We start from the raw sequence: 25,834 nt of genomic DNA on the forward strand, positions 1-25,834 counted from the left end.
TTGGCCTTCCTCTGGTTCTACGATGCCTGTTCGTGGGCTAAAACATCTTCAAGCGCAGCATCCAAGGCGGCTTGTTCTTCGGCAATCTTCTTGGCGGCCATCGCTTGGCGCTGTTCCCGATCTATCTCGAATAAACAGGCAGCGGTATGCTCAGGCGCAACTTGGCGCAAACTCGGCGTTTCGCTCCAACATTGCTCTTGCACAAAATCGCAGCGCGGTGCAAATGGGCAGCGCTCGGTTTTCTCCAGCAAATCCGGTGGTAGCCCTGGGATTGGCGTAAGGCGCGTTTGGATTCCATCAAGCCGGGGAATCGAATCGAGCAAACCGATGGTGTAAGGCATACGGGGATTATGGAACAGCTCGTTGGTTGAGGCCTGTTCGACCACCCGTCCAGCATACATCACAATCACCCGATCGGTCATGCCCGCCACAACGCCAAGGTCGTGGGTGATAAAAATAATCGCCGTGCCTGTCTCGTTCTTCAGACGGTTAAGCAATTCGAGAATTTGCGCTTGAATAGTTACATCGAGTGCTGTCGTTGGCTCGTCGGCGATCAATAGCTCAGGGTTACAAGCCAAACCCATAGCGATCATCACCCGTTGGCGCATCCCGCCAGAAAATTGATGGGGAAAATCATCAAGCCGTTTGTCAGGAGCTGGAATCCCAACCATTGAGAGCAAGTCAATGGCTCGGTTTCGCGCCTGTTTGGGAGTCATCCCCATGTGCAATTGCAGCGATTCAGTCATCTGCCGACCAATCCGTAGCACCGGATTGAGCGAAGTCATGGGGTCTTGGAAGATCATCGAAATCCGATTGCCACGGATTTTACGCATCTCCGACTCGCTAAAATCGACAAGATTATCACCATCAAATAAAATCTGGCCACCAGCAATTTTGCCTGGGGGCGAGGGAATCAAGCGCATAATCGAAAGTGATGTCACGCTTTTGCCTGAGCCAGATTCGCCGACGATGCCTAAGGTTTCGCCGCGATTGACCGAGAATGAAACATTATTGACAGCATTGACCACGCCATCAGCAGTTTTAAATTGAACTTGTAGGTTTTTGACCTCAAGCAAGGGTGCTTCAGCCATATATGCTCCTCATGATATCGAGCAATTTGCCTTGATCTATTGGCGGGGATCAAGCGCATCACGTAAACCATCGCCCAAAGCCACAAAAGCAATCGTAATTGAAGCAATTGCAATCGCCGACGCGATCAGAATCCATGGTTGCGAATCAATCGCCGACTTACCTTCCAAAATCATCTGGCCCCAGCTGGTAGGGAACGGATTATTGGGGTTGGTATCAGGCTGGATGCCAATCCCCAAAAAGCTCAGGGTTGCTTCGGTGACAATCGCGCTTGGCACAATAAACGCACCTGCCACAATAATTGGGGCGAGCGTGTTGGGCAAAATATGGCGAAATAAAATTGAGCCACGCCGAACCCCAATCGCCTCTGCTGCTTCAACAAACTCTTTTTCTTTTAAAGAAAGCACTTGGCCACGCACCAAACGCGCAACGCTAGCCCAGTTGACCGCTGAGAATGATAAGAAAATCAACAATAAACCATTGAAGGTCTTGCCAAAGGCGGTTTGACTGAAGGCCGTTTGCACAATAATAAAGAACAAGATATCGGGCAGCGAAAAGACAATATCAGTAAACCGCATGAGCAAACTATCGAGTTTGCCACCGGCAAAACCTGAAACCAAGCCAATCGTGATCCCGATCGTCAGGGTAAAGATCATGGGAATGAAGCCCACAACCATCGAAACCCGCGTTCCATAGATTAAGCGACTGAGCACATCGCCGCCAGCAGAATCTGTTCCTAAGGGAAATTTCCAAACCCCACTGCGTTTAGGGTTTTTCTCATCAACAATCCAAGCAGCTTGCCGATAGGTGCCTCGTTCGCGTAATTCGGTTGAGGTTGGGCGGCTAGGCGAGTGCGGGGCAATGACTGGTGCGAAAATTGCTACCAACGCCAGCAAAAACAAATAGACAATACTTGCCATTGCTAAACGATTGCGCCGCAGACGTAACCAAGCATCGCTCCAAAGACTCCGAACAGGCCGCGTAAATTCTTGAGCCTGGGCAGGGCTTTTGCCTGCCACATTCGATGCGGTTGCCATACGTTCGGGTCTCCTAGCTGTTACGAATCCGCGGATCAATCAAGCCATACGAAAGATCGACCATAATATTGCCTAAAGCCACCAGCAATGAGAAAAACAGGGTTGAACCCATAATCATCGAGTAATCGCGGCTGCCAATTGCTCCAATAAATTCACTGCCAATGCCCGGCACACGGAAAACTGATTCGATAATAAATGAGCCAGTTACCAAGCCCGCCACTGCTGGACCGAGAATCGTAATTACTGGAATCAAGCTATTGCGCAAGATATGGCGCAAAATCACCACACGATCACCGAGACCTTTAGCCCGAGCAGTGCGAATATAATCTTGACGCTTGACCTCAAGCACACTACTGCGGGTCAAACGAGTAATATAAGCCATTGTGCCTAAGCCCAAAATGATTGCTGGTGGAATATACGAGGTACTAAAGCCTTGCCAAACCGAGGGATCTTTGATCGGAGCAACATCAAACACCTTGCTCATAACCAGCAGCAATAGCAAACCAGTTACAAAGGTTGGCACCGAAAAGCCGATGGTTGAGATGATCAGGCTAAAGTAATCGAAGATCGTATTTTGGCGCAAAGCCCCCAAAATGCCGAGGGGAAAGCCCACCAACAGCGCAAAGGCCAACGAAATCATGCCAAGGCGCAACGAAATTGGAAACGTTTCTTTGATTTTATCTTGAACTGTTTCGGTGCCTTTCGAAGCATAGGTGGGGCCTAAATCGCCTTGGACGGCATTGATCAGATAGTTGCCAAATTGGCTATCGAACAAGCCACGCAGCGCCAAAAAGGGGTTACCTTCGGTACTCAAGCGATTACTAAATTCTGCCGAATTGAGCCAAGCGGGTTTATCTAAACCAAATTTGCGATTCAGCAGGGCAATCGTTGACGGGGCAACTTCCTTTTCTTGATCAAATGGCCCACCTTTGGCCTGTTTCATCATAAAAAAAGTAATGAGTGCCACGAGAAACAACACCGGAATCATCGCCAAGACGCGACGAATTATAAAGCCAATCATGCCATGCCTCCATTGGCGCGAGAGCGTGCCGGGGTGTTGCCTCGCGAGCCTTGATTGCAATTTAACAGGGTGCTTGCAAAGAATTAATGAGTGGGAGCTAGAGTTGATGGGGAGCAGCACAGGCCGCGCTGCTCCCCAGAAGGCTAATCAATTACTTGATTTCGATACTGTATGATGTCCATTGGCCAGGGAATTGGTCGTCAGCGGCGGTTTGTGAGAAGCCGCTCACTCGTGGGTTAATCACGTATTTGTTGACCCGGTTGTACATCATAGCGGTTGGCAAATCACCAACGATCAACTTTTGGGCAGCGCCATAGGCTTCCAAGCGGGTTGCTTCGTCGGTGCTGGTGTCGGCCTTGGTCAAGAATTCGTCAACCACAGGGTTGCCGTAACCTTGGCGTTGGGCAAAGGTTGCTTTGCTGCTCCAGAACACGCTCAACCAGTTTTGAGCATCTGGATAGTCTTGAATCCAGCCACCCAATGAAATTTGAGGATAGGTTGCGTTATCTTTCTTGGCAGCGCTCAAATCTTTGCTTGGCAATGGTTGCAACTTAACTTCAACACCCAAGACTTCGCGGAAGGTGTTGGCCAAGAACTCGTGGCGAGCTTGGTTAGCGGTATCGTTGCTGCTGTAAGCAAAGGTGATTTCTGGCAACTTATCGGCTGAGCCATAGGTTGATTCAGCCAAAGCAGCTTTAGCCTTTTCAGGATCGAAAGCAAAGCGATCTTCGGTTGCATCATAACCAGGAATCCCTTGAGGAATCCAAGTCAGGGTTGGCAAACAGTCGCCGTTGCGGATCACTTCGCAGAAGGTTTCGCGATCGATCGCATAGGCAAATGCTTCACGAACCTTTGGATCATTGAATGGTTCGGTTGTGGTATTGAATTGCAAGCCAGTGGTGTTCGCCCCTGGATATGAAATATACAATGGCCCAAGATCAGCATCGCTTTGAACGGCTGGAATTTGGCTTGGGTCTGGTTGGAAGATATCCAGTTGACCTTGGCGATAAGCTTCCAATGCAACTGATGAATCGTCGATGTAGATCATGCTAATGCCATCAAGTTTGGCTTTGTTCCAGTAATTTTCGTTACGCACAAAGTCAATTTGTTGGTCTTCAGCAATCCGGCTGAATTGGAATGGGCCGTTACCAACTTGCAAGCTGGCATCTTTCCACCAATTTTCGCCACCTTTTTCGATCAACTCGGCTTTAGCTGGATACATCACCCACAAACCAGCGATGGTTGGCAAGTAAGGAGCAGCTTGGACGGTTGAGATGACGATGGTTTTATCGTCGGGAGTGCTCACGCCCAAAGCAGCCTTGGCTGCATCGTATTGAGCAGTATCGGTTACAACTGCGCTCGCGAAATCGGCACAACCAGTGATATCAAACAAAATTGATTGATATTCGCCAGCGGTTACTGGGTCACAGGTGCGTTCGATGGCATAGGCAAAGTTCTTTGAGGTCAGAGCTGAACCGTCGCTGTACTTGAGGTCAGGGCGCAAGGTGAAGGTAAACACGGTACCTTCAGCGTTTGATTCCCATTTTTCAGCAGCACCAGGCACGGTTTCCAGTTTGTCATTGAGGCGAGTTAGGCCTTCGTAGTTTTGCGACAGCAACACGATTTCGGCGCTGTACGAACTTTTCTGTGGATCAAAGACATCTGGATAAGCAACTTGGTGAACCCGTAAGACATTTCCCTCGGTAGCGGCTGGCTCAGCGGTCGCTTCGGTCGTTGTTGCAGTAGCTTCAGCAACAGGAGCGGTCGTTGCGGTAGCTTCAGCACCAGTAGCAGGCGCAGTCGTTGCGGTAGCAGCGGCAGGTGCAGTCGTTGGAGTTGCATCCCCAGCGCCACAAGCGGCCAAGGTTGGTACTGTCAATACCAATAAGGCCAATAAGCGGGTCAAACGACGTTTGAGCATGAAGGCTATCTCCTTAATTCACAGAGTCCGAAAACCAACACGACGTGAGAACTTGCAGTGTCACCCATCACCCCCTTTCAAACGCTTGGTTGATTGAGCAAGGCCTAGGCTGGCATAATGCTCCATGATGCGCGTGATGAATTCATCACATAAAATAGCAAATAAAAACTTGAGCATGGCTGGCCACCAGGGCCGCCACCACGCAGGCGTGGCTCATAACTGGGGGCAGATTTCATGCGTTGAGGTAAGCTCACTTTTGGTGCTGAATGTGTTAGTTCTTGCTTCAATGCATCACGAAACAGCATGTCCACGGTAGTATCTTCAAGATCGTTGTGAACTGGCATAAGCAGCTTCCTACCCTAATAGAGCAAAGAGTCGGTTAACCCTACCAAGGTTGTGCTTGGTAGTTGGGCAAGTTGACGATGCAACAAGGCCTCGATTGCGGCGCTATGCTGCGGTTGCCCCCAAAGCCTTAACAACAATTGGCGTGCCATGACAAACGAATAGGCGAACTGGGCGTTGTTAAGTACATCATATGGAATAAAAAGTCCGTGCCCCTCTATGGTAAAGCTATTTGCCACAGCCCGCAACATGGTACTACGCCAAGTCTGGGTGTAGGTCAAACTACTTTGCCACAAAATTGCCATCAACTCGCTAGGCGGTTGCAAAATATCGTCGAGATGCGGGCCGAGCAAGGCGTGTAAACGCTCAGTGGCAGCCTCATCACTGCGATACTGTTGCTCAAGCAACAAGCGTTGCATGCCAACCGGAGCCATGCGTTGTTGACGTTTAACTGTGCGAATATTGCTTTGCAACCATTGCGGCTGCATATAGACACAGTTAATTTGGGCTAAAAGGGCACTTTGATCGCTATCAACCGGATGTTCAGCATCAAGTGTTCCGGTGATAATCACGTTACTGGGCAAGGCTGGCCATTTATCAGGTGGATAACCACGCATCACCAAGCGCGTAATTCCATCGGCATCACGGCTAACATTGGCGAAGTAGGTATACACATCATGGGGTCGCAAATTATCGAGACATAAGAAGAACAAACGACCAGCATTGGCCGGAGCAGCGGCGTTCTCTAAGGTCTCGACAAATTTCATCCAACCAAAACGATCTTGGATTTCGGGTGCTTGCAGGCTGCTCCCTAAGTTCACATAGGTATATTGATCTTCAAAGGGATGCACCAAAGCCTGAGCAAACAGCCGTGCCAATTCAGTTTTACCCTGCCCAGTCGGCCCAAACAACAAGACAAATGGGCTGGTTTTGAGCGCAATTACATAATCAATCACTAACAGAGGCGGGATGGCATAACCAGCGGCGTGGCAATAGGTCAACACCTGAGCAATCAACCGATATTCATCGGCGATCAGATGATGAAAGCCAGTGCCACGCTGCAAACTGGTTGGTGGGGACATCCGGTTCCCTGCTTGATCATGCATTACTGAATCGTGCTACCAAATGTAATAACTGATGAATCACCGACGTTAAGGTGTTGGAATTCGCCTTTGATATGCGCTCCTTCACCGATAAGTGAGCCTTCCAAGGTTGATGATTGAATGCTGGCTCCTTGATTGATAATCGAATCGCGCACAATCGAATCGACAATCACGCTATGGTCAGCAACTGAGACGTATGGCCCAATAATTGAGTTGCGAATCTCAACATTCTCGCCAATAAAGACTGGTGGAACGATGATCGCGCCATCACGTTGTTCGACGTTGCCAGTTTCGTGTTGCAATAAATAGCGATTGGTGCGTAACAAGGCGGGGGCTGTGCCACAATCTTCCCACATGGTTGCAGTTTCGGCACTAAATCGCGTGCCATTGCTAATCATGAGTTGGAGTGCATCGGCCAAATAAAACTCGCCTTTGGTTTGAATATTCTGCTCGATCAGCACATCGATCGCTGCGAACAATTCTTTGACTTCACGCACATAGTATGCGCCGATCAAGGCCAAATTGGAAACTGGCGTACTTGGTTTTTCCACCAGTTTTGTAATAATCCCATCTTCGAGCAATGCCACCCCGAAGCGCGAGGGATCTTCAACTTCGCTTACATAGATCACGCCGTCGGCATCAGTTTGGTTCAAAACATTCAGGTTTGCTTCAAAAATCGTATCGACGAATAAAATCAAGGTTGGGCCAGAGACCATCTCGCGGGCCAAAGCAATTGCATGGGCTTGGCCTTTTAGCTCAGTTTGTTCAACAAAATGGCTCTTGAAGTTATAGTTCTTACGAACATATTCCTCAATTTGTGTACCCAAATACCCGGTAATAAACACCACGTCGTCGAGTGGTAGCACCTTGAGCTTATCAAGCAGGTGGCCAATTACGGCTTTGCCTGCAACCGGAACCAACGGCTTTGGACGGGTATGGGTATGTGGACGTAGGCGGGTTCCAAGACCGGCGGTAGGAATAATTACATTCATACTGCATTTTACGGCGGTGTGATCACGTTAAACGCGCCACCAAACCGTACTCCCTTTCATTGATTTGCAGAATTTAGCTCTTGTTTTGGAATGCATGCACGCAGTTTTTTCAGCGTGGATTGCAAACCCACGGTACACTGAGGACGCATTGAGTATATCAGGCAGCCTGATGATTGGCAAATATCCCAATCGACCCTAGTCTAGCATACAAGCTATATGTTAAGCCGAGCCTAAGGCCAATTTCACCCTATGGAGTGAGATCGTATCCGCCCCAACTAGCCCATTGCTTAAACGACGGCTACGGACCAAGGAACCATGGCGCTTATGCCCGAACTTGCATATACTTTAACTAATTAAAGCTGAATCGATTATTAATCACAACCACCAGCCCAACTAAACTTACAATCGACCAAGAGTCCTACCTGTAAATTGGCTAGTAAGGTTGTATCGCTATAGTACGTTTGGATACGAGTAACGAGAAGGCCCAAATTTAGGAGATACCCATATGCCAACCATCTTAGTTGTTGATGATATGCCTGACAACCGTCAGCTTTTAGGAATAATGCTCCAACGGTCTGGTTATACAACCGAGATGGCTCGTGATGGGGTTGAAGCTCTGGAAGCCATTCAAAAAAGCCGACCAGACCTTATATTGCTTGATTTGAACTTGCCACGCATGGATGGCTGGGCAGTCTGTCGCACCGTTAAATCCGACCCTCGCTTGGCGCATATTCCGATTGTGGCATTAACTGCTAGTTGCAGCCCTGGCGAAGTCAAGCAATTGATGACCCCTGATTGGACCGATTATGTGAGCAAGCCTTTCGACGTTATGTCACTAATGGAGAAGGTTAAGCTCTGGCTGACTGGTTCCAATCAATCCAAGCCATGGTATGGTTAAGCTTTCATCCATATAATCAAACTTAAATAAATAGCGCTAGTTGAATTGCTTCAACTAGCGCTTTATCGTATCTTTGGTTGATTGTAGGTTTAGGTCGAGGGGGCTTCGATAAACTGCAACATAGCATTCCAGAGATCGCGCAAATTGATCGGCTTGGAAACATAGCCATCACAGCCGGCCGCAATCGCCTTTTCAGCATCGCCCTTGAGCGCGTTGGCCGTCACCGCCACAATCGGAATTGTGGCCGTTTGTGGAGCATCACGCAGACGACGCGCTACCTCATAGCCATCAATATCGGGCAAGTTAATATCCAACAAGATAATTTGCGGATTATGCGCCAAAGCCAGCTCGATGCCAGTTGAGCCGTTGATTGCCTTGAGCATTTGACAACCACGGGCAATCAACAGGCGCTCCACCAACAGCATATTATCAGGGTTATCTTCGATATATAAGACAACGGTTGTACTCATTGGTCCTCACTATCACGCTCTTTGTGTTCAATGACACTCACAACCTGTTCGACAAAGGCAACTGGTGAAAGTGAGCCTTTTTGATACACAGCACGGGTATGGGTGGCTAAATGATGGCGCTCATCAGGCGTAATATCCTTGGCGCTCACCACAATAATCGGAATATCACGGGTTTTGGGGTGTTGGCGTAAGGTACTCATCACCTGAAACCCATCCATATTTGGCATCATTAAATCCATCACAATAGCATCAGGCAGCCGTTGAATTGCTTGTTGCACACCATCGGCACCATCGGTTGCCCGATAAACGCGGTAGGCTTTGCGTCGCTCTAAAATACGCTGCACCAATTGAGCATCATCAGGATTATCGTCGATCAACAACACCGTTGTCGCTTTTTCATTCAATTGTTCCAGCGCCACCTGAAGCCCTTCTTGGGGCGCTGATTGTTGGGTATCGCTGACATGTACATCAATATGCCATTGATCGTTCAGCACATGCTTATCGACTGGGAAGGTGTGCCCAGTACAATTTACCACAATTAATTCTTCAGGGTTAACTTGGCCTTGGGCCACCATTTTTTGCAGGCCCGCAAATGCCACAGCCGTAGCTGGCTCCACCGAAATACCTTCAGTTCGCGCCAATAAGCGCATTGCACTGAAGGCCTCTTCATCGGTGACGGCTTCCATCGTACCGCCCGATGTTTGGATGCGTTGCCAAAGCCGCGTATAGATCTTACCAGGATCGCCTGTTGAAAGAATCGCAATCCGCGTATTTGGTACAACTTTTTCAGCCACCGATTTGCCAGCCTGAAATGCCTGCACCATCGGTGAGCAGCCTTCAGCTTGAATAATCGCGGTTTGAGGTACGCGCTGGGTCAAGCCCATGGCATGCAATTCGGCAAACCCGTGATAAACCCCTAATGGCCCCAAGCCACCACTAACTGCCTGAATATACCAATCGGGCGCTTGCCAGCCAAGTTGCTCGCAAATTTCGTAGCTGATCGTTTTCATGGCTTCCCGCGCCGGAATGCTGTTAGCGCCACGATCGTAGATGATATTGCGGTTTTGGGCAAAATCAGCGGCAATCTGCTTAGTTTGATCATAATTGCCACTAACTTTGATCACCTCAGCCCCAAACAAGGCCGCTTCGCGTAATTTTGCTTCTGGCACCACGCTGGTCATAAAGACCCACAGTTTGATGCCAACTGCGGCACAAGCCGAGGCATAGGCCACCGCCGCATTGCCAGTCGAGGCAATCACGCATTCGCGAATATCATTCGAAACTAAGGCGGCTACGGCCAAAGCTGCTTGGCGATCTTTAAACGAATTGGTTGGGCTATAGCGCTCATCTTTAATATACAAGCGTGGCAAGCCCAACAAACCACCAAAGCGCTGGGCATGCAACAAGGGCGTTCCACCAACATGGGTTGGCGCAGCTGGTGGCGGCACCGGCAAAACGCTACTATAGCGCCATAACGTCTGGCCGCTCAGTTGCTGATTACGCACCAACTCGCAAAAGTTGGCATAATCGTAATGCGTCTCAAGCCAATCATTAGCACATTGGGCACAGCTATTCGAGCTACGAAAGGTGTATGGCTGAATATGGCCACAGTTCTGGCAAACTAAATCTGTCATAACGCCCTTACCACGCGCTTATGCCGCAGCACAATGCGCATAACCATTATTCTACAGACATAGGTTGATTGGCTGGCGCTGCATTAGGATTAACTTCATCTTCGCTGGCGTTGATTGGCAATTCAATGGTAAAGAGTGAGCCTTCACCAGGATTGCCGCTACTAACCATCGAAAGTTTGCCGCCGTGCATTTCGACAAGGTGGCGACTAATTGGCAAGCCTAAGCCCGTACCGCCCGCCTTACGGGTTGTCGAATTATCGACCTGATGGAATTCCATGAAAATCGTATCTTGATTATCCAGCGGAATCCCAATGCCTGTATCTTGGATTTTAATCATACGGGTCGTTGGCGTTGTGTCAATGCCTATTGTCACCGAACCTTGCTCGGTAAATTTCAAGGCATTGCCTACGATATTCAATAATACTTGGCGAATTCGGAAACGGTCGGCGTAGACTGGCAATTTGAGATTTGGCTCAATATCGACCAGCAACTCCAGATGTTTCTGCGTAGCCAATGGTCCGACCGTGCTCGCCACTTCATGCAACACTTCAACCACATCGAAGGTTTCGCGGAACAGCGTGAGTTTGCCCGATTCGATCTTAGCCATATCCAGAATATCGTTGATCAAGTTGAGCAAGTGACGACCATTACGATGAATAATGCTCAAGTCATTATGAATCAGGTCGTTGATTGGCCCGTTGATGCCTTCGAGAATCACCTCGGTAAAGCCAAGGATTGAATTGAGCGGTGTGCGCAACTCGTGCGACATATTCGCCAAGAAGGCTGATTTAAGTTGGTCTAGCTCTTGCAAGCGCTGCATCGTCGCGGTTTGTTCAGCAAACAAGCGAGCATTTTGCAAGGCAATCGCAATTTGGCTTGCCAAGGTGGTTTGAATCTTGCGATCATCGTCAGTAAAGATGTTACTTTGGTCGGATTGAACGTCGAGCACACCGAGCAGCATCGAACCAGCAATCAGCGGAGTCGCCATTTCAGCACGGGTTTCGGGCAAAAGCGGGTGCGGCAAGAAACTTGGGTTCGAACGCACATCATTTTCAATAATCGAGCGCCGTGCCCGCCCAGCTTGGGCCACCAATGATTGCTCACGATCTAATGGAATCGTGCGGCCTTCCTTGACCATGGTGCGACCAATTTCGCCAGCACCGAAGGCTAATTCTAAGAGTTGGCTCTCAGGGTTATACAGGTAGATGTGGGCATGGTAGAGACCGAAACGATGTTTGGTCAGATCAACCACGGTTTGCAGCAGTTCTTCCACATTCAACAAACCTGCCGCCGAGGTACTGACCTGAGCCACCGTTTCTAGTTCGAGTGCCCGATATTCCACTTGGCTCAATAATTGCTCACGCTCACGTTGAGCATTGCGTTGTTCAGTGACATCCTGAATCAGCGAAAGAACGCCAGTCAGTTGTTGTTGATCATCGAACATTGGCACAGCGACCGAATCGACCGAAACCCGTTTGCCATCAAAGCGCATCACATCCACCAACTCGCGTGATGGTTTTTTAGTCGATAACGCTTTGAACAAACCAGTATCGTGGACATCTAATTCCTTCTCAGTACCCTCATACAAGAACTTAGGTCGTGGCAAATCGGATTGGTCTAAGACCGCCGCGCCCATTTGGCCAGATACCCCCAAAATCTCAATCGTCGATCGATTGATCATCTGGCTGACACCCTTGCTATTGACCACATAAACCCCAATCGGCATGTTATCGAGAATCGCCTTGAGCAAGCGTTCTTGCTCGATCGTGGCTTGCAGCAGGCGTTCACGTTCTTGCTCATTGAGTTTACGGTCAGTAATATCTTGCAAGAGTGCAATCCCGCTGATAACTTGGCCTTCGCTGTTGAACACCGGCGCACCGCTGGCCAAGACCGTAAAACGGCGGCCATCGGGATGGGCAATATCAAATTCAGCTTGGGCATGTTCTCCATGGCGAATTGCCCGAAACACTGGAATATCGTTCGGATCAAACGCGGTTTCAGTGCCAGGAATAAAAAGTTGGTAGGTTTCACCAACTGTATCAATTGCATCGGGGTTCACATCGCCAATCGGCTGACCGACGATCAATTGGGCACTTTGATTTTGAAGCTGCATCTCAAAGTCAGCATTGTAAACCACTACACCAACCGGCAGGGCTTCGAGAATCCCTTGTAGCGTCCGACGTTGGCGGTCAGTTTCAACCAAGTTGCGCTCGCGTTCTTGTTCATCGCGCTTGCGGTCGGTAATGTTACGGCCAACGCTCATAATCAATTCGGGACTGCTGGTTTGATCATCCATAATTGGCAGCAATTGGAAGTCGAACCAAGTTTCCTCATTATTGACCATAAACATCGATTCGCGATTGAGGTTTTGGGCAGTGCTGAAAATAATCTCGGCATCAGCCCGTCGCGATTCTACCGTAGCCGGGGTAAGCATTTGCTCATCAAGCAAACCAATCAGTTCAGCGGGCGTGCGATTGAAGATTCCCGCCGCAAATTCATTGATATATTGCAAACGATGTTCGCGGTCGAAAATAAACACCACGTCACGCGAGGACTCAGCCAAGGAACGATAGCGGACTTCGCTATCTCGCAAGGCTTGTTCCTGTTGCTTTTGGACACTAATATCATTGGCAATTCCCAAATAGCCAGTGACATTCCCTTGTTGATCCCGCAAAGCAGTAATTGAAAGCTGGACTGGGAAGCGACGGCCATCTTGAGCAATATACGTCCATTCCTTAACCGAAGGTTGACCTTGTTTGGCCTCATACACAATTGCCTCAAACGGCTCAATTGCATAGCCGAGTTTTGCTCGTAACGCTTCAGTATGTTGCATCACTTCAGCTTGATCATGAAATGCGCCTGCGGGACTCTTGCCAACCATATCGTGCGCACTATAGCCAAGTGCAACCTCAGCACTACGGTTGAAAGAGGTAATCTGGCCATCAACCGTCGTTGAGATAATCATATAGCTGGCACTATCAACCATGGTCTTTTGGAAGCCTAAGGATTCTTGCAAGGCTCGTTGGGCCTCGACCCGTTCGCTTACATCTTGTTGAACCCCGATAAAGTTGATCAACTCACCGTTTTCATCAAATACTGGGTTGATATCGAGTTCATTCCAGAACAAACTGCCATCTTTGCGATAGTTGCGCAAGAGCACCCGTGTAGCGCGTTTTTCACGCACTGCATGGCGTAACTCACGCAAGCCTTGTTGGTCAGTATCATCACCTTGCAAGAAACGACAATTCTTGCCAATTATTTCTTCAGGTGTGTAACCCGTAATTCGTTCGAAGGCTGGGTTAACATACACCACTGGCATATCAAACTGATGTGGATCGACAATCACAATCCCGTCGTTACTAGCGGTGATCGCCCGTTCACGAATTCGCAAGAGTTCTTGGGTGCGGGTAATTTCTTCAAACGATTGAGCATTTTCCAAAGCAACCGCCACTTGGGCGGCAATCGATTGGAGCAAGGTTGCATCATCATTGGTTAGCGAATTAACTTCAGCATTTTGCACGTCCAACACGCCAAGCACTTCATCGCCCAGCATAATTGGCACAGCAATTTCAGCCTTGGTTTCGGGGAGCAAGGGGTTGGCCAACCAGCCAGCTTCACGGCTGACATCGGGCACCAACACCACATCTTTGGTATTGGCAGCGCGGCCAACCAAACCACGGCCTTGCGGAATACGGTGATTCCGCGCAAGCAAGGTGCGGCCAGCCTGCCCCGTACCACCCATCATCACAAACTCATTGGTCTGTTGATCAACCAAATAAATGTGGGCGTGATAGTAGTTGAAGGTATTTTTAAGCTGCTCAACCACTTCCAACACCAATTGATTGGGGTTCAAAATCGTTGAAAGTCGGCGGCTGACCTCGTTGGAGGTTTCCAAAGCGATTGTGCGTTGTTGCAAACCTTGCAGAGTTTCTTGCAACTGATCAGACATACTATTAAAGGTGGTCGTCAATTGACCAATTTCGTCTTGCGAGCTAACTGGGGCACGGGTTGATAAATCGCCTTGGCGGAAACGTTCAACAAATTCAGTCAAACGCTCAATTGGATTCGTCAAAATTCGCGCTGCAAACACAGCGATCATACTAATCCCAACCAACAGCGCCAACACAATCAAGGTTGTATAGCGCTCCGATTGGCGAATTGGCGCTAAGAAGGTCGCTTCGCTTTGATGGTAGAGAATCCGCCATGGCACAGTTTTGGTAGCGGTGTAGGCATAAATATCATTGCCTTCAGGATCGGGATCGCCAGGTTTATCCTGTTCAGGAATCGTACTCGAAATCGAAATCACTTCGCCATTACTTTGTGGATCAAGCACAATTGCTTTGATTGCACCGATTAATTCAGGATATGGCACAAGCAGATTTTCTGCATTAATATTTTGCAAACGCCGTTCATCTTGCAAGCGTTTAATTTCATCAGGCTGCAAAGTATCGGCAATTTTATACAAGAGAGTTAATTCGCTGCCCTGCGCAATTCGCATACCATATTCATCAAGCACAATCCCAAACGAGTTTTGACCAGCGCGGTCATTACTACGGGCTACCAATGATTGAATGATACTGGCGCTATAACGAATCCGCAGCACACCGATAATTTCTTGGCTTTGTGGGTTACGAACGGGCGTACTGAAATAAATTGAAGGCAGGTTATCATTACCGAAGGTTACTGGTGAGATAATGCTCTGGCCTGTGCGAATTGCATCTTGATAATATGAAAGTCCTGAATCGTTTACCCCGACGTTGGTTGGCACGGTATCGACCAAGACCACGCCACGATTATTCAACAATGCAACCGAGAGTGTATCGTTATTTTCGGTGGTAACTGCACGGAACAAATTACGCGTATCGCGATCTTGATCAGGAACCAAGGTATTTTGTTCGGCAGCCAACAAATATTCGCTTAATTCAGGAATCCGCGAGAGTGCACTGACCCGGTTAATATTCCGATTAACAAAATCATCAATTTCGTTGGCAATATTAGTAGCATTCACCAAAATCAAGCTATTGGCCTGATTTGTGAGCGAATCACGGGTTGAGCGCAAGGTAATAAATGAAATAATCGCAATTGGTAGGGTTGTTACCAAGACAAACGAGATCAGAATTTTGTTACGAATCGAGAGTGTGCCAAATTCGCGAAACACAAAGAAAAGCAAGATGGCAATTGCCGCAATGCTCATCAAAGGCATGTAGATTTCTTGGCTGCCCGAAACCCGCACCTCTTGAATATTCAAAAAGGTTTTGAGCAAGGTGGCAATCACGCCAAGGCTAATCGTGCCCAAGATAACCGGAAAGATATGGCGTTCAGGCAGGGTTTGGATCGAGATCACCAGCACAAAGAACACATTCAGAATTGAGAGCATGAAGCCAAACTCAGCAATAAAGAGTTGGCTCGGAAAAGTGGCAACAGCAATTGAGACAATTAAACTGTATGCGCCAGCAATCAACCAGCCTTTTTTGGCAGACACTGTGGCACACAAACCACCAATTGCGGCCACAACAATGCTGATGATGCTCATGTAGTTTTGCCACGATGGCAGGCGCAAGGCTTCTAGGCCATAGGGTACGGCCATGATTACACCAATAATCATGGTAAAAATCCCAAAGCGTAAAATACGCTTGAGCCGAATGCTATTCAATGCGGTATCAGTCAGTCCACTAGCCATAACCCTACCTCGTATACTGTGCCAAAAGTTACTTTTGTGCTGTGTTGATTCAGGCCAACGTACCAGCGTTGTTCAAGGTTAACCACCATTAGAACAACTGCGCTTTGTGATTATACCTATTTCCACCCCAAACTGACTGCTATTGTGATTTGTCCTTAGTCCCGTTTATGATGCGGATTGGGGGGGATTTTTATTGACCCGTTCGTTGGCTACAAGGTTTAAGAGCATTTCGATGCGCTGGAAGGCTTCAATATAGCCATGCTGTTCGTAGGCTACCAAGTGAGGGTCATCGCAGCGAATATTCTCGGCTTGGGTATCCAAGCGGCTATGGCGTTGATGGACATGGGCCAGCAGCGCTGAGCCAACCGCATTCGGATCACCAGCCTCGGTATGCAAACGAATATGCGAAAGCACCAAGGGTTGGCGACGAAAAATGCACCAACCACGGCCACCATCAGCCAAATTGATCCGACATCCTTCGACCATGGCCATGTGATCATATGAATCGGCTTGGTTGGTCCACGGTACACCTTGTGGTTGTTGGCGTACCAGCCGTTGCAATTGCGACCAATCGAGCCATTCGATCGAGCCAACTGCTGGCTGTTTGACTGGGCCTGGCGGTCGCCGCATCACCAAAAGCTGGTTGGTTTCCTCAAAGCCCAGTGCCAAAAACAGTTTATGCGCGGGAGTATTGTTCAAAATAACTTCAAGCTGGACATATTTGAGCCAATGTTGACGGGCGGCTTCAACCATGGCAATCATTAAAGCGCGACCAATCCCACCTTTACGTCGATTGGGCAACACTCCCAAACGGGTGACCCAAGCATGGTCGCGGCGCACGCCCAGCATCGCTAGGCCTAAAATGTCGCCATCGGCCTTGGCGACAAACGAAGCATCCAAATTAACATCATATAACCGAATATATTCAGCGAGCCGTTGGCTATTCATTGGCATTGGCACAATATAATCGATCCGAGTTTGGTTATAAATTGCGACCAATTCATCAATGGTAAAGCTGGCTGCTGGCGTAAGCTCTATGGCCGAACCATCGTGAAAACCATCTGTAGTCATATACATCCTTGATATATGGTGCTAAGCCTTTTAGGAAAGGTAACTGGCAATCGCTTGGGCAAAATCGATCACTGACAATGGTTTGCGAATAAAGCCATTACACCCATAGGCACGAACCATTTGGCGGGCGGTTTCTTCGGGCCAAGCGGTAAAAACCACAATCGGGATGTTTTGAGTCTCGGGAGTACCACGTAACACGCCGGCCACAGTTTGGCCATCAGCATCAGGCAACCCCAAATCAAGCAAAATCAGGTCGGGATGTTGTTCTAGAGCCATATCCAGCCCACTGGCAGCATCAGCCGCCTCAAGCACCGAATAGCCATAGGCGTTCAGTACGCGACGGGCCAAGGCTGCATTATCGGGAATATCTTCAATCACTAAAATCGTCGGCATATATACCTCTATTCTTGATCATACCGTCGTCTATTGTAACGGCTTTGGTAGATCGTGCCTAGACCTTTTGCTGACGAGATCTTAACAATTTGACCCAAATTGGCGTTATAGTTCGATCTTGATTGGTGCGATAAGGTCATTGTAGCATAGCCCTTAGGCTTTTTCAGTAGCCAATTCTTGCATAATCGCAGGCAGTACTTGTTCAAACGGGGTTGTTGGGCGTTGGCTCAGAATCAGCCATTGGGTCTCGCCTAAAATTTGAATCAGCTTGGGTTTGAGTTTATCAATTGCTGCATGAATTTCGCTATCGATCGCTTCGTGATGCAGCACAATCTGAATCAAGTTAGCACTGGCCTCGGCTTGATTGGTCGCTAAACGCCATTCAGCCAAGGCCACCAAACTATGCAGACAGACTAAAGTCATGTGTTTGGCATAGCCCAAGCTCAATGCTTGCTGCAAATAGGAGCGTGCTTCATCCCAAGCTTGTTCAACAATCGCCAAACCACCTAAATTGAGCTGATTGACGGCGATGCCAAAATCGTGACCTTGCTCGATCGAAATTGCTAAACCATCACGATAAGCTTCGCGGGCAACCTGATAATCGCCCCGTGCAAACGCCACCACGCCGACATTACTAACCCCACTAATAATTCCGCTGGGATAATTGGCCTTGCGTGCTCGCGCGACGCTGGCTAGAAAATGTTGTTGGGCAGTGTAAAGGTCGCCTTGGACATAGGCAATATTGCCAAATTGGCGCAGCACATCGGCCTCGCCAATCCCATCGCCAATTTGTTGCGCGGTTACCAATGCTGCATCCAAATTGGTCAAGGCCATGCTGTGGTCACCCAACCGCCAGCGGGCTTGACTCAGATTAAATTGCATGCGCACAATTTGTTGCTGCGAGGCAAAATCATCATCAATTGCCAACAAATGCAAGGCTCGCTCGAAAAACGGAATCGCCTCGCGATAGCTACAGCGCACAAGGGTTTGTTCGCCTGCTCGCCGTAAGGCATCGATCGCAGGTTGACGGCTTTCTGGCTCATCAGGATCGATCGCATGGCTCCAGTGATGGGCCAAAAGGCTGCTGCCTGCCTCAACCAAATGGGGATGTTCGCGGGTGTACCATTCAGCAATCGCTCGATGCAAGGCTCGTCGTTGACCAAACAACAACAATGAATAAGCCACATCGTGGATAATTGCTTGGCTAAATTGATAGCCCTCGGCAGCCTCGTGAATAAAACCTTGTTGCAGCAATAAGTCAAGGTGAGCTGGAATATGCTCACGCTCGTGGGCCACTGGATAAATCGCATCAAGCACTGCCAAACTAAAATCATGGCCGATCACACTAGCAATTTTGAGGGTTAATTGGGGTTGCGGCGGCAGTTGATCGATGCGGCTGACCAGCACACCCTGAATTGTGCTTGGGAGATTGAGTTTTTCTAACTGGCTAAATTGATCAAGCTTGCAAACCCCATTGTTGACTCGAATCATCCCTGCATTGCGCAAGGCTTGGGCTAGCTCGATGCTCCACAACGGATGGCCTGCCGCACGCTGATTGATAAATAAAGCCACACTTGGAGGAATCGCCTGCACACCCAATGATTGAGCAACCACCGCGATACAAGCCACAGGATCAAGCGCTTGCAGATGGATGGTTTGTTGTGGTTCGAGACATGCCACAGCAGACGGCGCAGTTGTAATCAGAATAATGTCGTCATGCTGCTGCAACAATAATTCCAGCGTCGCCAAGGCTAATGAATCGAACCATTGCAAATTATCAATGCATAAGACTAACGGGCGTTGAGCATGCAGTTGATAGAGGGCATGCCCAATTAACTCATGGATGATTTGCACCTGTTGGGCATGATCGGTGGTGTTAGCTTCGGCGCGACCTGGCAGCTCTAAAACATCGTGGAGCAAGTGCACCGATTTAGCGAGCTGGTCAGGCAATTGCAAACGCTGAATAATTAATTGATAAGATTGAACCGCCTGATTCGGCCATTGCTCAACCGCCAAACAGGCCTCAAGCAACAAACGCCAGCCTGGATACTGAGCCGATTGACGCAGGCTGCTGCTGGTAATCAACATAGCTTGGCGTTCGTAATGCTGAGCAATTTCAACGGCCTCATACAGCAAGGCCGATTTACCCATACCGCTATCGCCAGTGATCGCCACATGCTGACTGCTTGGTTGGGTTTGATTGAATAGCGCCTCAATTTGACCACGCTCGCGCCGTCGCCCAATCAAGCGTCGAGGCCGAATTTGGTCGGGGCTATGGTTGGTTTGTTGCGGGCGATAGATCGTAATTGGCTGGCTTTTGCCTTTAATCGTAATTGGCGGTAGTACTTGAAAGCGCACATGTTGTTGGCTAGCTTGGGCGGTGGTTTGATCGCAGAGAATTGGTGCAAGATTAGCTTCCATCAAACGGGCAGCCCGATTGACGACATCACCAATCATGGTAAATTCGCGGCGCTGGCTATTGCCAATCTCGCCGCAAAAGGCTGGGCCAGTGGCAATGCCAATCGTGTGGGTTAAACTCAGTTTGCTCAATGCGGCTGAGGCTTCTAAGGCCGAGCGCACCGCTCGTTCAGCATCATCGCGATGCGAGAGTGGCGGCAAACCAAAAGCCGCTAGCAAACTTACGCCTTTATCATCGACCGATAGTTTGTCGATGCTGCCTTCGTAGCGAAAAATAACGGTTTGCAAAGCACTAACTGCGGCTTGCACTTGCTCTAACGTGGTAAAAAAGCTCAAAGCTGGCACATTAATAAACATCACGCTCAGATGGCGTAGCTCAGCCAGCCATTCGTGCAAACCTGCATTAATGCGAGCAATCACCGCGGTAGGCATAAACGGAGTCAACTGCTCAGTTGGATATTCGGGCAGTGTTTGGTTCATCATTGGCAAGGGCAGATTTTCGGACATTGCAGTCAGCCGAAAAGCCTGAGCACGTAAATCTTCGCCCAGCCCATATTCGCGAATTAACGAACGCGCTTCGGGCGAAACGATCACTTGACCAGCAAAGCTTTGCGAGCCAAGCAAATGCACTTGTAACAACGCCTCGCCCGTAATCAATTGCTCCCAATGATTATTCACGCCACCCACGATAAAACTTGAAATCGAGCCAGCCCCAATTTGCACCCGAATCGCCAAGCGCTCAGATTCACTAGGATTATTAAAGCTTGCTTGAATCGCTAGGCCACATTGAGCCGCAAGCTGGGTATTTTGAGTTAATTGATCAAGATCGTCGGCCATCCAAATTGCAATTAATGCATCGCCAGCAAACTTCACCACATCGCCGCCATGGGCAATCACGGTGTCGATTAATTGGCTAAATGAGTCGTTCAGTACATCGGAAATATATTCGAGGATGGTGGTTTGGTCGTAGGCAAATTGCTCGCTGAGGCGACTAAACCCAGAAAAATCGGCAAACAACACCGTCGCCAGTTGATCTTCGGCGAGCGGCTGGCGCGGTTGATGCTCTTCGATGAGCCGTTGCAGGACATAGCGTGGCAGAAAGCTGCTGATCTGAGGGTTGGCGGCCATGCAGGTGCGTCCTTTATCAAACGATCAAGCATATGCAGAGATTTTGAACATGAATGCATCCATCCTAGCGGCACTAGAGTAAGATCGCAAGAGACGATTTTACTATTTCAGGGGTGAACTTTGTGGCTAGTCTACGTGTGGGGCATTGGGTTTGGGTGGGCTATTTGTTTGTTTGGGCTTGGAGCGTGCCATTATTGGCCTTTGATCTGGTGCCAGCTGGCGGCGAATTTATGGCAACTGTGATGTTGGTTGTGCCAGGTGGGCTGACGGCGTGGTGGTTAATTCAACGTTATGGCAAGTTAGGCTGGCTCAGCAGCATTATAATTGCGGTTGGCTCATGGCTCACCGAGCATCTTGGGGTTACCACAGGCTGGCCGTTTGGCGCATATCAATATAATGGTGTGCTTTTGCCCGAAATTGTTGGAGTTGTACCATTGGCAATTCCGTTTGCCTGGCTGTTGGTTGTGCCAGGCGCACTCGAATTAAGCCGGATGCTGATGCCAAAAGTTGGTTTTTGGCCAACGGTTTTAGGTGCTGCCAGCCTTGCCATGCTGTTTGATTTGGTGATCGAGCCAGTCGCGGTGTATGTCAATCGCTATTGGACATGGCTCGAAACTGGCCCGATGTTTGGGATTCCCACCGCCAATTTTGTAGCGTGGTGGGGCTTAGCTTTCATTTTAGCCTTGGCAACAGAAATGCTTGGACAACGCACCAACAACCTACCCCAAAGCCCAAAACTCAACTTGCCAATAGCGATCTATTTGCTCAATTTAGCGCTGTTCACAATTGTCAATCTGACCCATCAGCAATTGGCTGCGGGAGCTTTGGGTTTATTATTGTTGGCTGGTTTTGGCTGGCGCTTACACCAACGCCAGATTGGTTGGCATTGGCGTTATGATCAACTAATTCAACAATGATTATGTCAATAAATTTCGTAGCCGTGCAGCCAAACGATCAAGCAACGGCGCATCGTCATCAACTAAGCCAAGTTGAGCGGCTTTACGGCCAATCGTTTGGGCGATTGAATGCTGGATGGTGACAGCATTAATATCCCACAATGGCTCACGTTGTGGCTCCAAACGCGGCCAGCCCTGCACGCGGCTCAGATGATCGGCATAGCCTCGCGCGGCCAAGGGCAAACTATGTTTTTCAGTCACATAGCGGCGGGCATTGGTTTCCATGGCTTCGCGTAGCGCCACATCGGCCCATAAACGCTGAGCATAGGCCGCAATTAAAGCAACTTCATCGCGATCAACGGGCACATGAGCCACCACATCGGCGGGCAATTCGCTGAAGGTAGCAATATCGCTGACTAAAACTGCGCGGCCAGCACCCAACAAGCGCAACAAACTGGCCGAAGTCTCGCCAGCCGAAGGGTAGCGCCCATTGAAACACAGATCAGCGGCAGCAACATAGCGATTAAAATCAGCATGATCAACATAGCCCGTGACTTGGACGCTCTCGCCAAGCTGCAAGCGTTGGAGCAAGGCCTTGAGATCGTAGCTTGGCGAGACGCTGCCAACCAATATATACCGTGCATCGGGATAAGTACGGCGAAATTGGGCAAAAGCTTGCAGCGCCTGTTCAATCCGTTTGTAGGGATTGATATGACCAAAACTAGCCCAAATCGGAATTTCAGCGGGCAATTGGAGCGCTTGCCGAGCCGCCAAACGATCAGGGGCTGGTAGTAAGGGCACACCCATTGGCACTAGCGAAGTCGCCAAGTTGGGGCGCTGTGGCTGCACCCGCTCAAGCACATATTGGCTATGAGCAATTAGGCTGCTGGCTTGGGCAATCACTGGCTCAGAAAGTGGAAAATCGAACACTGCATCGCCAAGCTGGCCACGCTCCATACGTTGGGCAATGCTTGAGCCTTGTTCAGCATAATAGTGCTGCATCAATTGGCGGTAGCTCGCCACATTTTTCAAGCGATTGGCGGCATGCCACAGCATTAAATGATGTAGCACATAATCGTGCAGCACCACAATTCCCGGCAAGCTTTGCAAACTTTGCCAAAAACGACTGTGGGCGGGGCTATTGCCCATATGATAGATAATTGCATCGAAAGGTTGCCGTGCATGCTGCTTGGCTAAATCACCAATGCGGATAATCGGCAGTTTGGCGAGCAATTGTTGATTAGTGGGCTGAACCTCAGCATCAACCACCAACGTCAGATCAACATACTGCCCCAAATAGGGCAATAATTCCTCGCTATAATCCGAAATACCCGATTCAACTGGATTGACTGGAGTGCAAAAAGCCACACGCTGCATGACAGGCCTCAACTAGCATTTTGGCCTATAGTACCTTAAAGTGTTGCCAGTTGATGCAAATCGTCCAAGCGATTGAGATTATGTAAATTTTGATACCATGGGCTAGTGCTGGCAATTGGCCAAACTTGGGGCTGGAATTGCTCAATCAATTGGGTTAATCGATAGCGCCCAGCGGCCAACGCCTGCTCAAAGTGGGGCAAACATGCCCGTTTATACAATGCACACAATGGTTCCCAACCGCCATGCCGTTGCGAATCAGCTTGGCGTTGCGGCACGACTGCCAAGCCATGACGTGGCAGAGCTATTAATTTGTGCAGCAATTCGCTTGAGAGCAAGGGCAAATCGGCGGCTAAGACCAACGTCCATTCAGTAGCAAGTAGGCCCATGCCCGCTACAATGCCAGCGAGTGGGCCAACATCAGGTACAGCATCTTGAAGCAATGGCACGCTTAATTCAGGCCACTCAAGCGGATCATTTAAGCTTATGACAACCTGATCGCACACTGTTTGGGCAACTGCCAGCGTGTGTTCGAGCAAGGTTGGGCCGTGCTCGCCCCACAAACGCAAGCGACGTTTATCGCTGCCAAAACGCCGCGCCTTACCACCAGCAATAATCACACAACCAAGCTCAGCCATCATTTGCTCAATTCAGCAATCCGTTGTTGAATTGCCGCAATATCCTTGACCAACTCATCGTGTTGGTTTTGTAAATACACTGGCACGCCAATCCCGTATTGTTCAATTTGCAGTTTGGTAATATTTAAATTCTTCTGTTTGAGTGCCAGCAATTCGCGTTCCGCTGCGAGGGCTTGTTGCTGATTATTGGCTGCACTTGGAGTATTTGGCTGAGCAACACCATGGTTGATAGTAGTTTGATTATGATTGCCAGCAACCACATTGCCAATTGAGATATTACCGCCAGTAATGGTGTTATTGTTACCCAGCAAATTGCTAACACTATTGCCACCAGTTAGATTTGCGAGCGGAGTAGTTTCGTTAGTTGGAGTTACCACCTGATTGCTTGGCACTGATGGAGTGGGAATATTGAACAGCACGCCATCATCAGCCCGCATATAGAGCGTTGCCAAGCCCCAATCAAGCTGGCCAAAGCCATAGGCAATAATCGATTTACGCCCTTCAGCAACACAAGCATCAATTGGCGTACCAGTTGCGAGTACCCGATAAAACTCTTCGGCAAAGGCCTTGCCTGCTGTATCTAAAATTGATGATTGCATGGCGACAACCGCTGGAATATTGGCCGCCATCAGGGCTGGGGCAATTCCACGCAGCAAGGCGGTTGAGGAAACCGTGCTAGTTTTACAAGCATTCAGCACCACCAAGCGCACTGAGGTATTGCGCAAGAGGGTTGCTAATGTGCGAGCGGTTGAAAGATGTTTTTTGCCATTGCCATCATCGAGAATCAATGCCCCAGTTGTGCCTTGGAAATCGCCATGACCGACATAATGCACGATATGTGGTCGCCATTCGCGCACAAGCCGCTGAAGTTTGGGTGCAGTTAACTGAGTTTCTTCATAAATTTCAACTTGATTTTGGGTAACCAACGGCTCTAACGAACGATGAATCGCCGCTAATTCACCTTGGATATCGACTGGATGGGTAGTAGCCATTTCAGCTGGCAAGGCTCCCACTAAGGCGATCCGTAATTTTTCTTGACCCAAACTCAAGACTGGTACTGATTCAGGAAAAGTCAAAAATCGACAGATTGAATGATCGGTTGTCAGTGGAATTCCTGCGCTATCGCAGGCAAACTCCCAGGGAATCGTGGCAACTGTCGCTAAAGCAGGGTTGTTGGCATCAACATTAAGTTTAATCCGTAATGATTGACCTTGGGAGCGAGCAGTCTCACGGGCTGCCGTAAATAATGCCCAAATTTTCCCTTTCAACAATGTTTCGTAGAGCACGATCCCAAAATCAATCACCTGATCTTCAGTCAGCGGGGTGTTATAGTCCAAGGCGGTTTGAAAGGCTTGATAACGTGGATCGTCAACGGGCAAAATCAGGCTATCGCTATCTTGCATGCCTTTGGCAGTACGCCCATGCACCACAAAACTGTTTTCAGCATCTTTTGGGTTGATCGTTAATTCAAAGTCGGCATAACCACTCATACGCAACAACTCCATAGCGCTACAGTGCGAAACTAGCAGCATCATACACTTAAACGACGTGTTGGGGCAAGGGACTAGTTTTCGATCCACGAAGATCATGAAGGGCATGTGGCGATTGGCAATGGGTAATGGTTTATCGCATTAACAACGGTCAGAATGCCCTCACCCCCTAGCCCCCTCTCCCGCACACGAGGCGAGGGGGAACCGCTCGGGCAGTGCTCCCCTCTCCCGCCGCAGTG

At 49.1% G+C, this 25,834-nt stretch carries 18 protein-coding genes; 2 read left to right on the top strand and 16 right to left on the bottom strand.

The annotated features are described in order from the left end of the window. Positions 1 to 17 precede the first annotated feature (17 nt). The 7 genes from DEF47_RS10480 to DEF47_RS10510 all read right to left on the bottom strand — a co-directional run bounded on the left by DEF47_RS10480 (position 18) and on the right by DEF47_RS10510 (position 7,505). Complete coding sequence (locus DEF47_RS10480) at positions 18 to 1,091, bottom strand: ABC transporter ATP-binding protein (RefSeq protein WP_012188780.1); 1,074 nt, start codon at positions 1,089 to 1,091, stop codon at positions 18 to 20. 36 nt (positions 1,092 to 1,127) lie between these two features. Next, a complete protein-coding gene (locus DEF47_RS10485) occupies positions 1,128 to 2,126 on the bottom strand; it encodes an ABC transporter permease (protein WP_012188779.1) in 999 nt (332 codons plus the stop codon). Between the two features lie 13 nt (positions 2,127 to 2,139). Continuing rightward, complete coding sequence (locus DEF47_RS10490) at positions 2,140 to 3,147, bottom strand: ABC transporter permease (protein ID WP_012188778.1); 1,008 nt, start codon at positions 3,145 to 3,147, stop codon at positions 2,140 to 2,142. Between the two features lie 151 nt (positions 3,148 to 3,298). Next, positions 3,299 to 5,068 (bottom strand): peptide ABC transporter substrate-binding protein, encoded by a 1,770-nt coding sequence (locus DEF47_RS10495; RefSeq protein ID WP_012188777.1) that lies wholly within the window; start codon positions 5,066 to 5,068, stop codon positions 3,299 to 3,301. A 104-nt stretch (positions 5,069 to 5,172) separates the two neighbouring features. Continuing rightward, entirely contained in the window at positions 5,173 to 5,412 is a 240-nt protein-coding gene (locus tag DEF47_RS10500; RefSeq protein WP_041304154.1) for a hypothetical protein, read from the bottom strand. A 15-nt stretch (positions 5,413 to 5,427) separates the two neighbouring features. Next, positions 5,428 to 6,492 carry an AAA family ATPase gene (locus DEF47_RS10505; RefSeq protein ID WP_012188776.1) on the bottom strand — a complete coding sequence of 355 codons (1,065 nt, stop codon included), beginning with the start codon at positions 6,490 to 6,492 and terminating at the stop codon, positions 5,428 to 5,430. A 23-nt stretch (positions 6,493 to 6,515) separates the two neighbouring features. After that, entirely contained in the window at positions 6,516 to 7,505 is a 990-nt protein-coding gene (locus tag DEF47_RS10510) for a sugar phosphate nucleotidyltransferase (protein WP_012188775.1), read from the bottom strand. Positions 7,506 to 8,010: 505 nt separating this feature from the next. Between DEF47_RS10510 and DEF47_RS10515 the strand changes: the two genes are divergently transcribed. Beyond that, entirely contained in the window at positions 8,011 to 8,403 is a 393-nt protein-coding gene (locus tag DEF47_RS10515) for a response regulator (RefSeq protein WP_012188774.1), read from the top strand. An 89-nt stretch (positions 8,404 to 8,492) separates the two neighbouring features. On the opposite strand, the gene DEF47_RS10520 is transcribed toward DEF47_RS10515, so the two are convergent. The 6 genes from DEF47_RS10520 to DEF47_RS10545 all read right to left on the bottom strand — a co-directional run bounded on the left by DEF47_RS10520 (position 8,493) and on the right by DEF47_RS10545 (position 21,197). Beyond that, the gene (locus DEF47_RS10520; RefSeq protein ID WP_012188773.1) at positions 8,493 to 8,873 is read right to left on the bottom strand and encodes a response regulator; all 381 of its coding nucleotides are present in this window, start codon (positions 8,871 to 8,873) and stop codon (positions 8,493 to 8,495) included. Further along, positions 8,870 to 10,507 (bottom strand): pyridoxal-phosphate dependent enzyme, encoded by a 1,638-nt coding sequence (locus tag DEF47_RS10525; protein ID WP_012188772.1) that lies wholly within the window; start codon positions 10,505 to 10,507, stop codon positions 8,870 to 8,872. The genes DEF47_RS10520 and DEF47_RS10525 overlap by 4 nt, the downstream gene beginning before the upstream one ends. Before the next feature lie 46 nt (positions 10,508 to 10,553). After that, positions 10,554 to 16,187, bottom strand: a complete 5,634-nt coding sequence (locus tag DEF47_RS10530; protein WP_012188771.1) for a PAS domain S-box protein — start codon at positions 16,185 to 16,187, stop codon at positions 10,554 to 10,556. A 165-nt stretch (positions 16,188 to 16,352) separates the two neighbouring features. Then, a complete protein-coding gene (locus DEF47_RS10535; protein ID WP_012188770.1) occupies positions 16,353 to 17,258 on the bottom strand; it encodes a GNAT family N-acetyltransferase in 906 nt (301 codons plus the stop codon). 30 nt (positions 17,259 to 17,288) lie between these two features. After that, positions 17,289 to 17,651, bottom strand: a complete 363-nt coding sequence (locus DEF47_RS10540; RefSeq protein WP_012188769.1) for a response regulator — start codon at positions 17,649 to 17,651, stop codon at positions 17,289 to 17,291. Between the two features lie 153 nt (positions 17,652 to 17,804). Then, positions 17,805 to 21,197, bottom strand: a complete 3,393-nt coding sequence (locus DEF47_RS10545) for an AAA family ATPase (protein WP_012188768.1) — start codon at positions 21,195 to 21,197, stop codon at positions 17,805 to 17,807. A gap of 122 nt (positions 21,198 to 21,319) precedes the next feature. Here DEF47_RS10545 and DEF47_RS10550 point away from each other — a divergent pair, with 122 nt between their 5' ends. Then, on the top strand, positions 21,320 to 22,114 hold the full coding sequence (locus DEF47_RS10550; RefSeq protein WP_012188767.1) for a carotenoid biosynthesis protein: 795 nt from the start codon (positions 21,320 to 21,322) through the stop codon (positions 22,112 to 22,114). Here DEF47_RS10550 and DEF47_RS10555 read toward each other — a convergent pair whose 3' ends face one another. From DEF47_RS10555 to DEF47_RS10565, 3 genes are read right to left on the bottom strand one after another with little or no spacing between them, the layout of a single operon-like run. After that, positions 22,115 to 23,470 carry a glycosyltransferase family 4 protein gene (locus DEF47_RS10555; RefSeq protein ID WP_012188766.1) on the bottom strand — a complete coding sequence of 452 codons (1,356 nt, stop codon included), beginning with the start codon at positions 23,468 to 23,470 and terminating at the stop codon, positions 22,115 to 22,117. Between the two features lie 35 nt (positions 23,471 to 23,505). Beyond that, positions 23,506 to 24,105 carry a molybdenum cofactor guanylyltransferase gene (locus DEF47_RS10560; RefSeq protein ID WP_287045123.1) on the bottom strand — a complete coding sequence of 200 codons (600 nt, stop codon included), beginning with the start codon at positions 24,103 to 24,105 and terminating at the stop codon, positions 23,506 to 23,508. Then, positions 24,105 to 25,595: a CHAT domain-containing protein gene (locus DEF47_RS10565; protein WP_012188764.1), complete on the bottom strand. Its 1,491-nt coding sequence runs from the start codon at positions 25,593 to 25,595 to the stop codon at positions 24,105 to 24,107. The genes DEF47_RS10560 and DEF47_RS10565 overlap by 1 nt, the downstream gene beginning before the upstream one ends. Between the last annotated feature and the right edge of the window lie 239 nt (positions 25,596 to 25,834).

This window comes from Herpetosiphon sp. (assembly GCF_003512625.1).
GTDB classification, from domain to species: Bacteria; Chloroflexota; Chloroflexia; order Chloroflexales; family Herpetosiphonaceae; genus Herpetosiphon; species Herpetosiphon aurantiacus.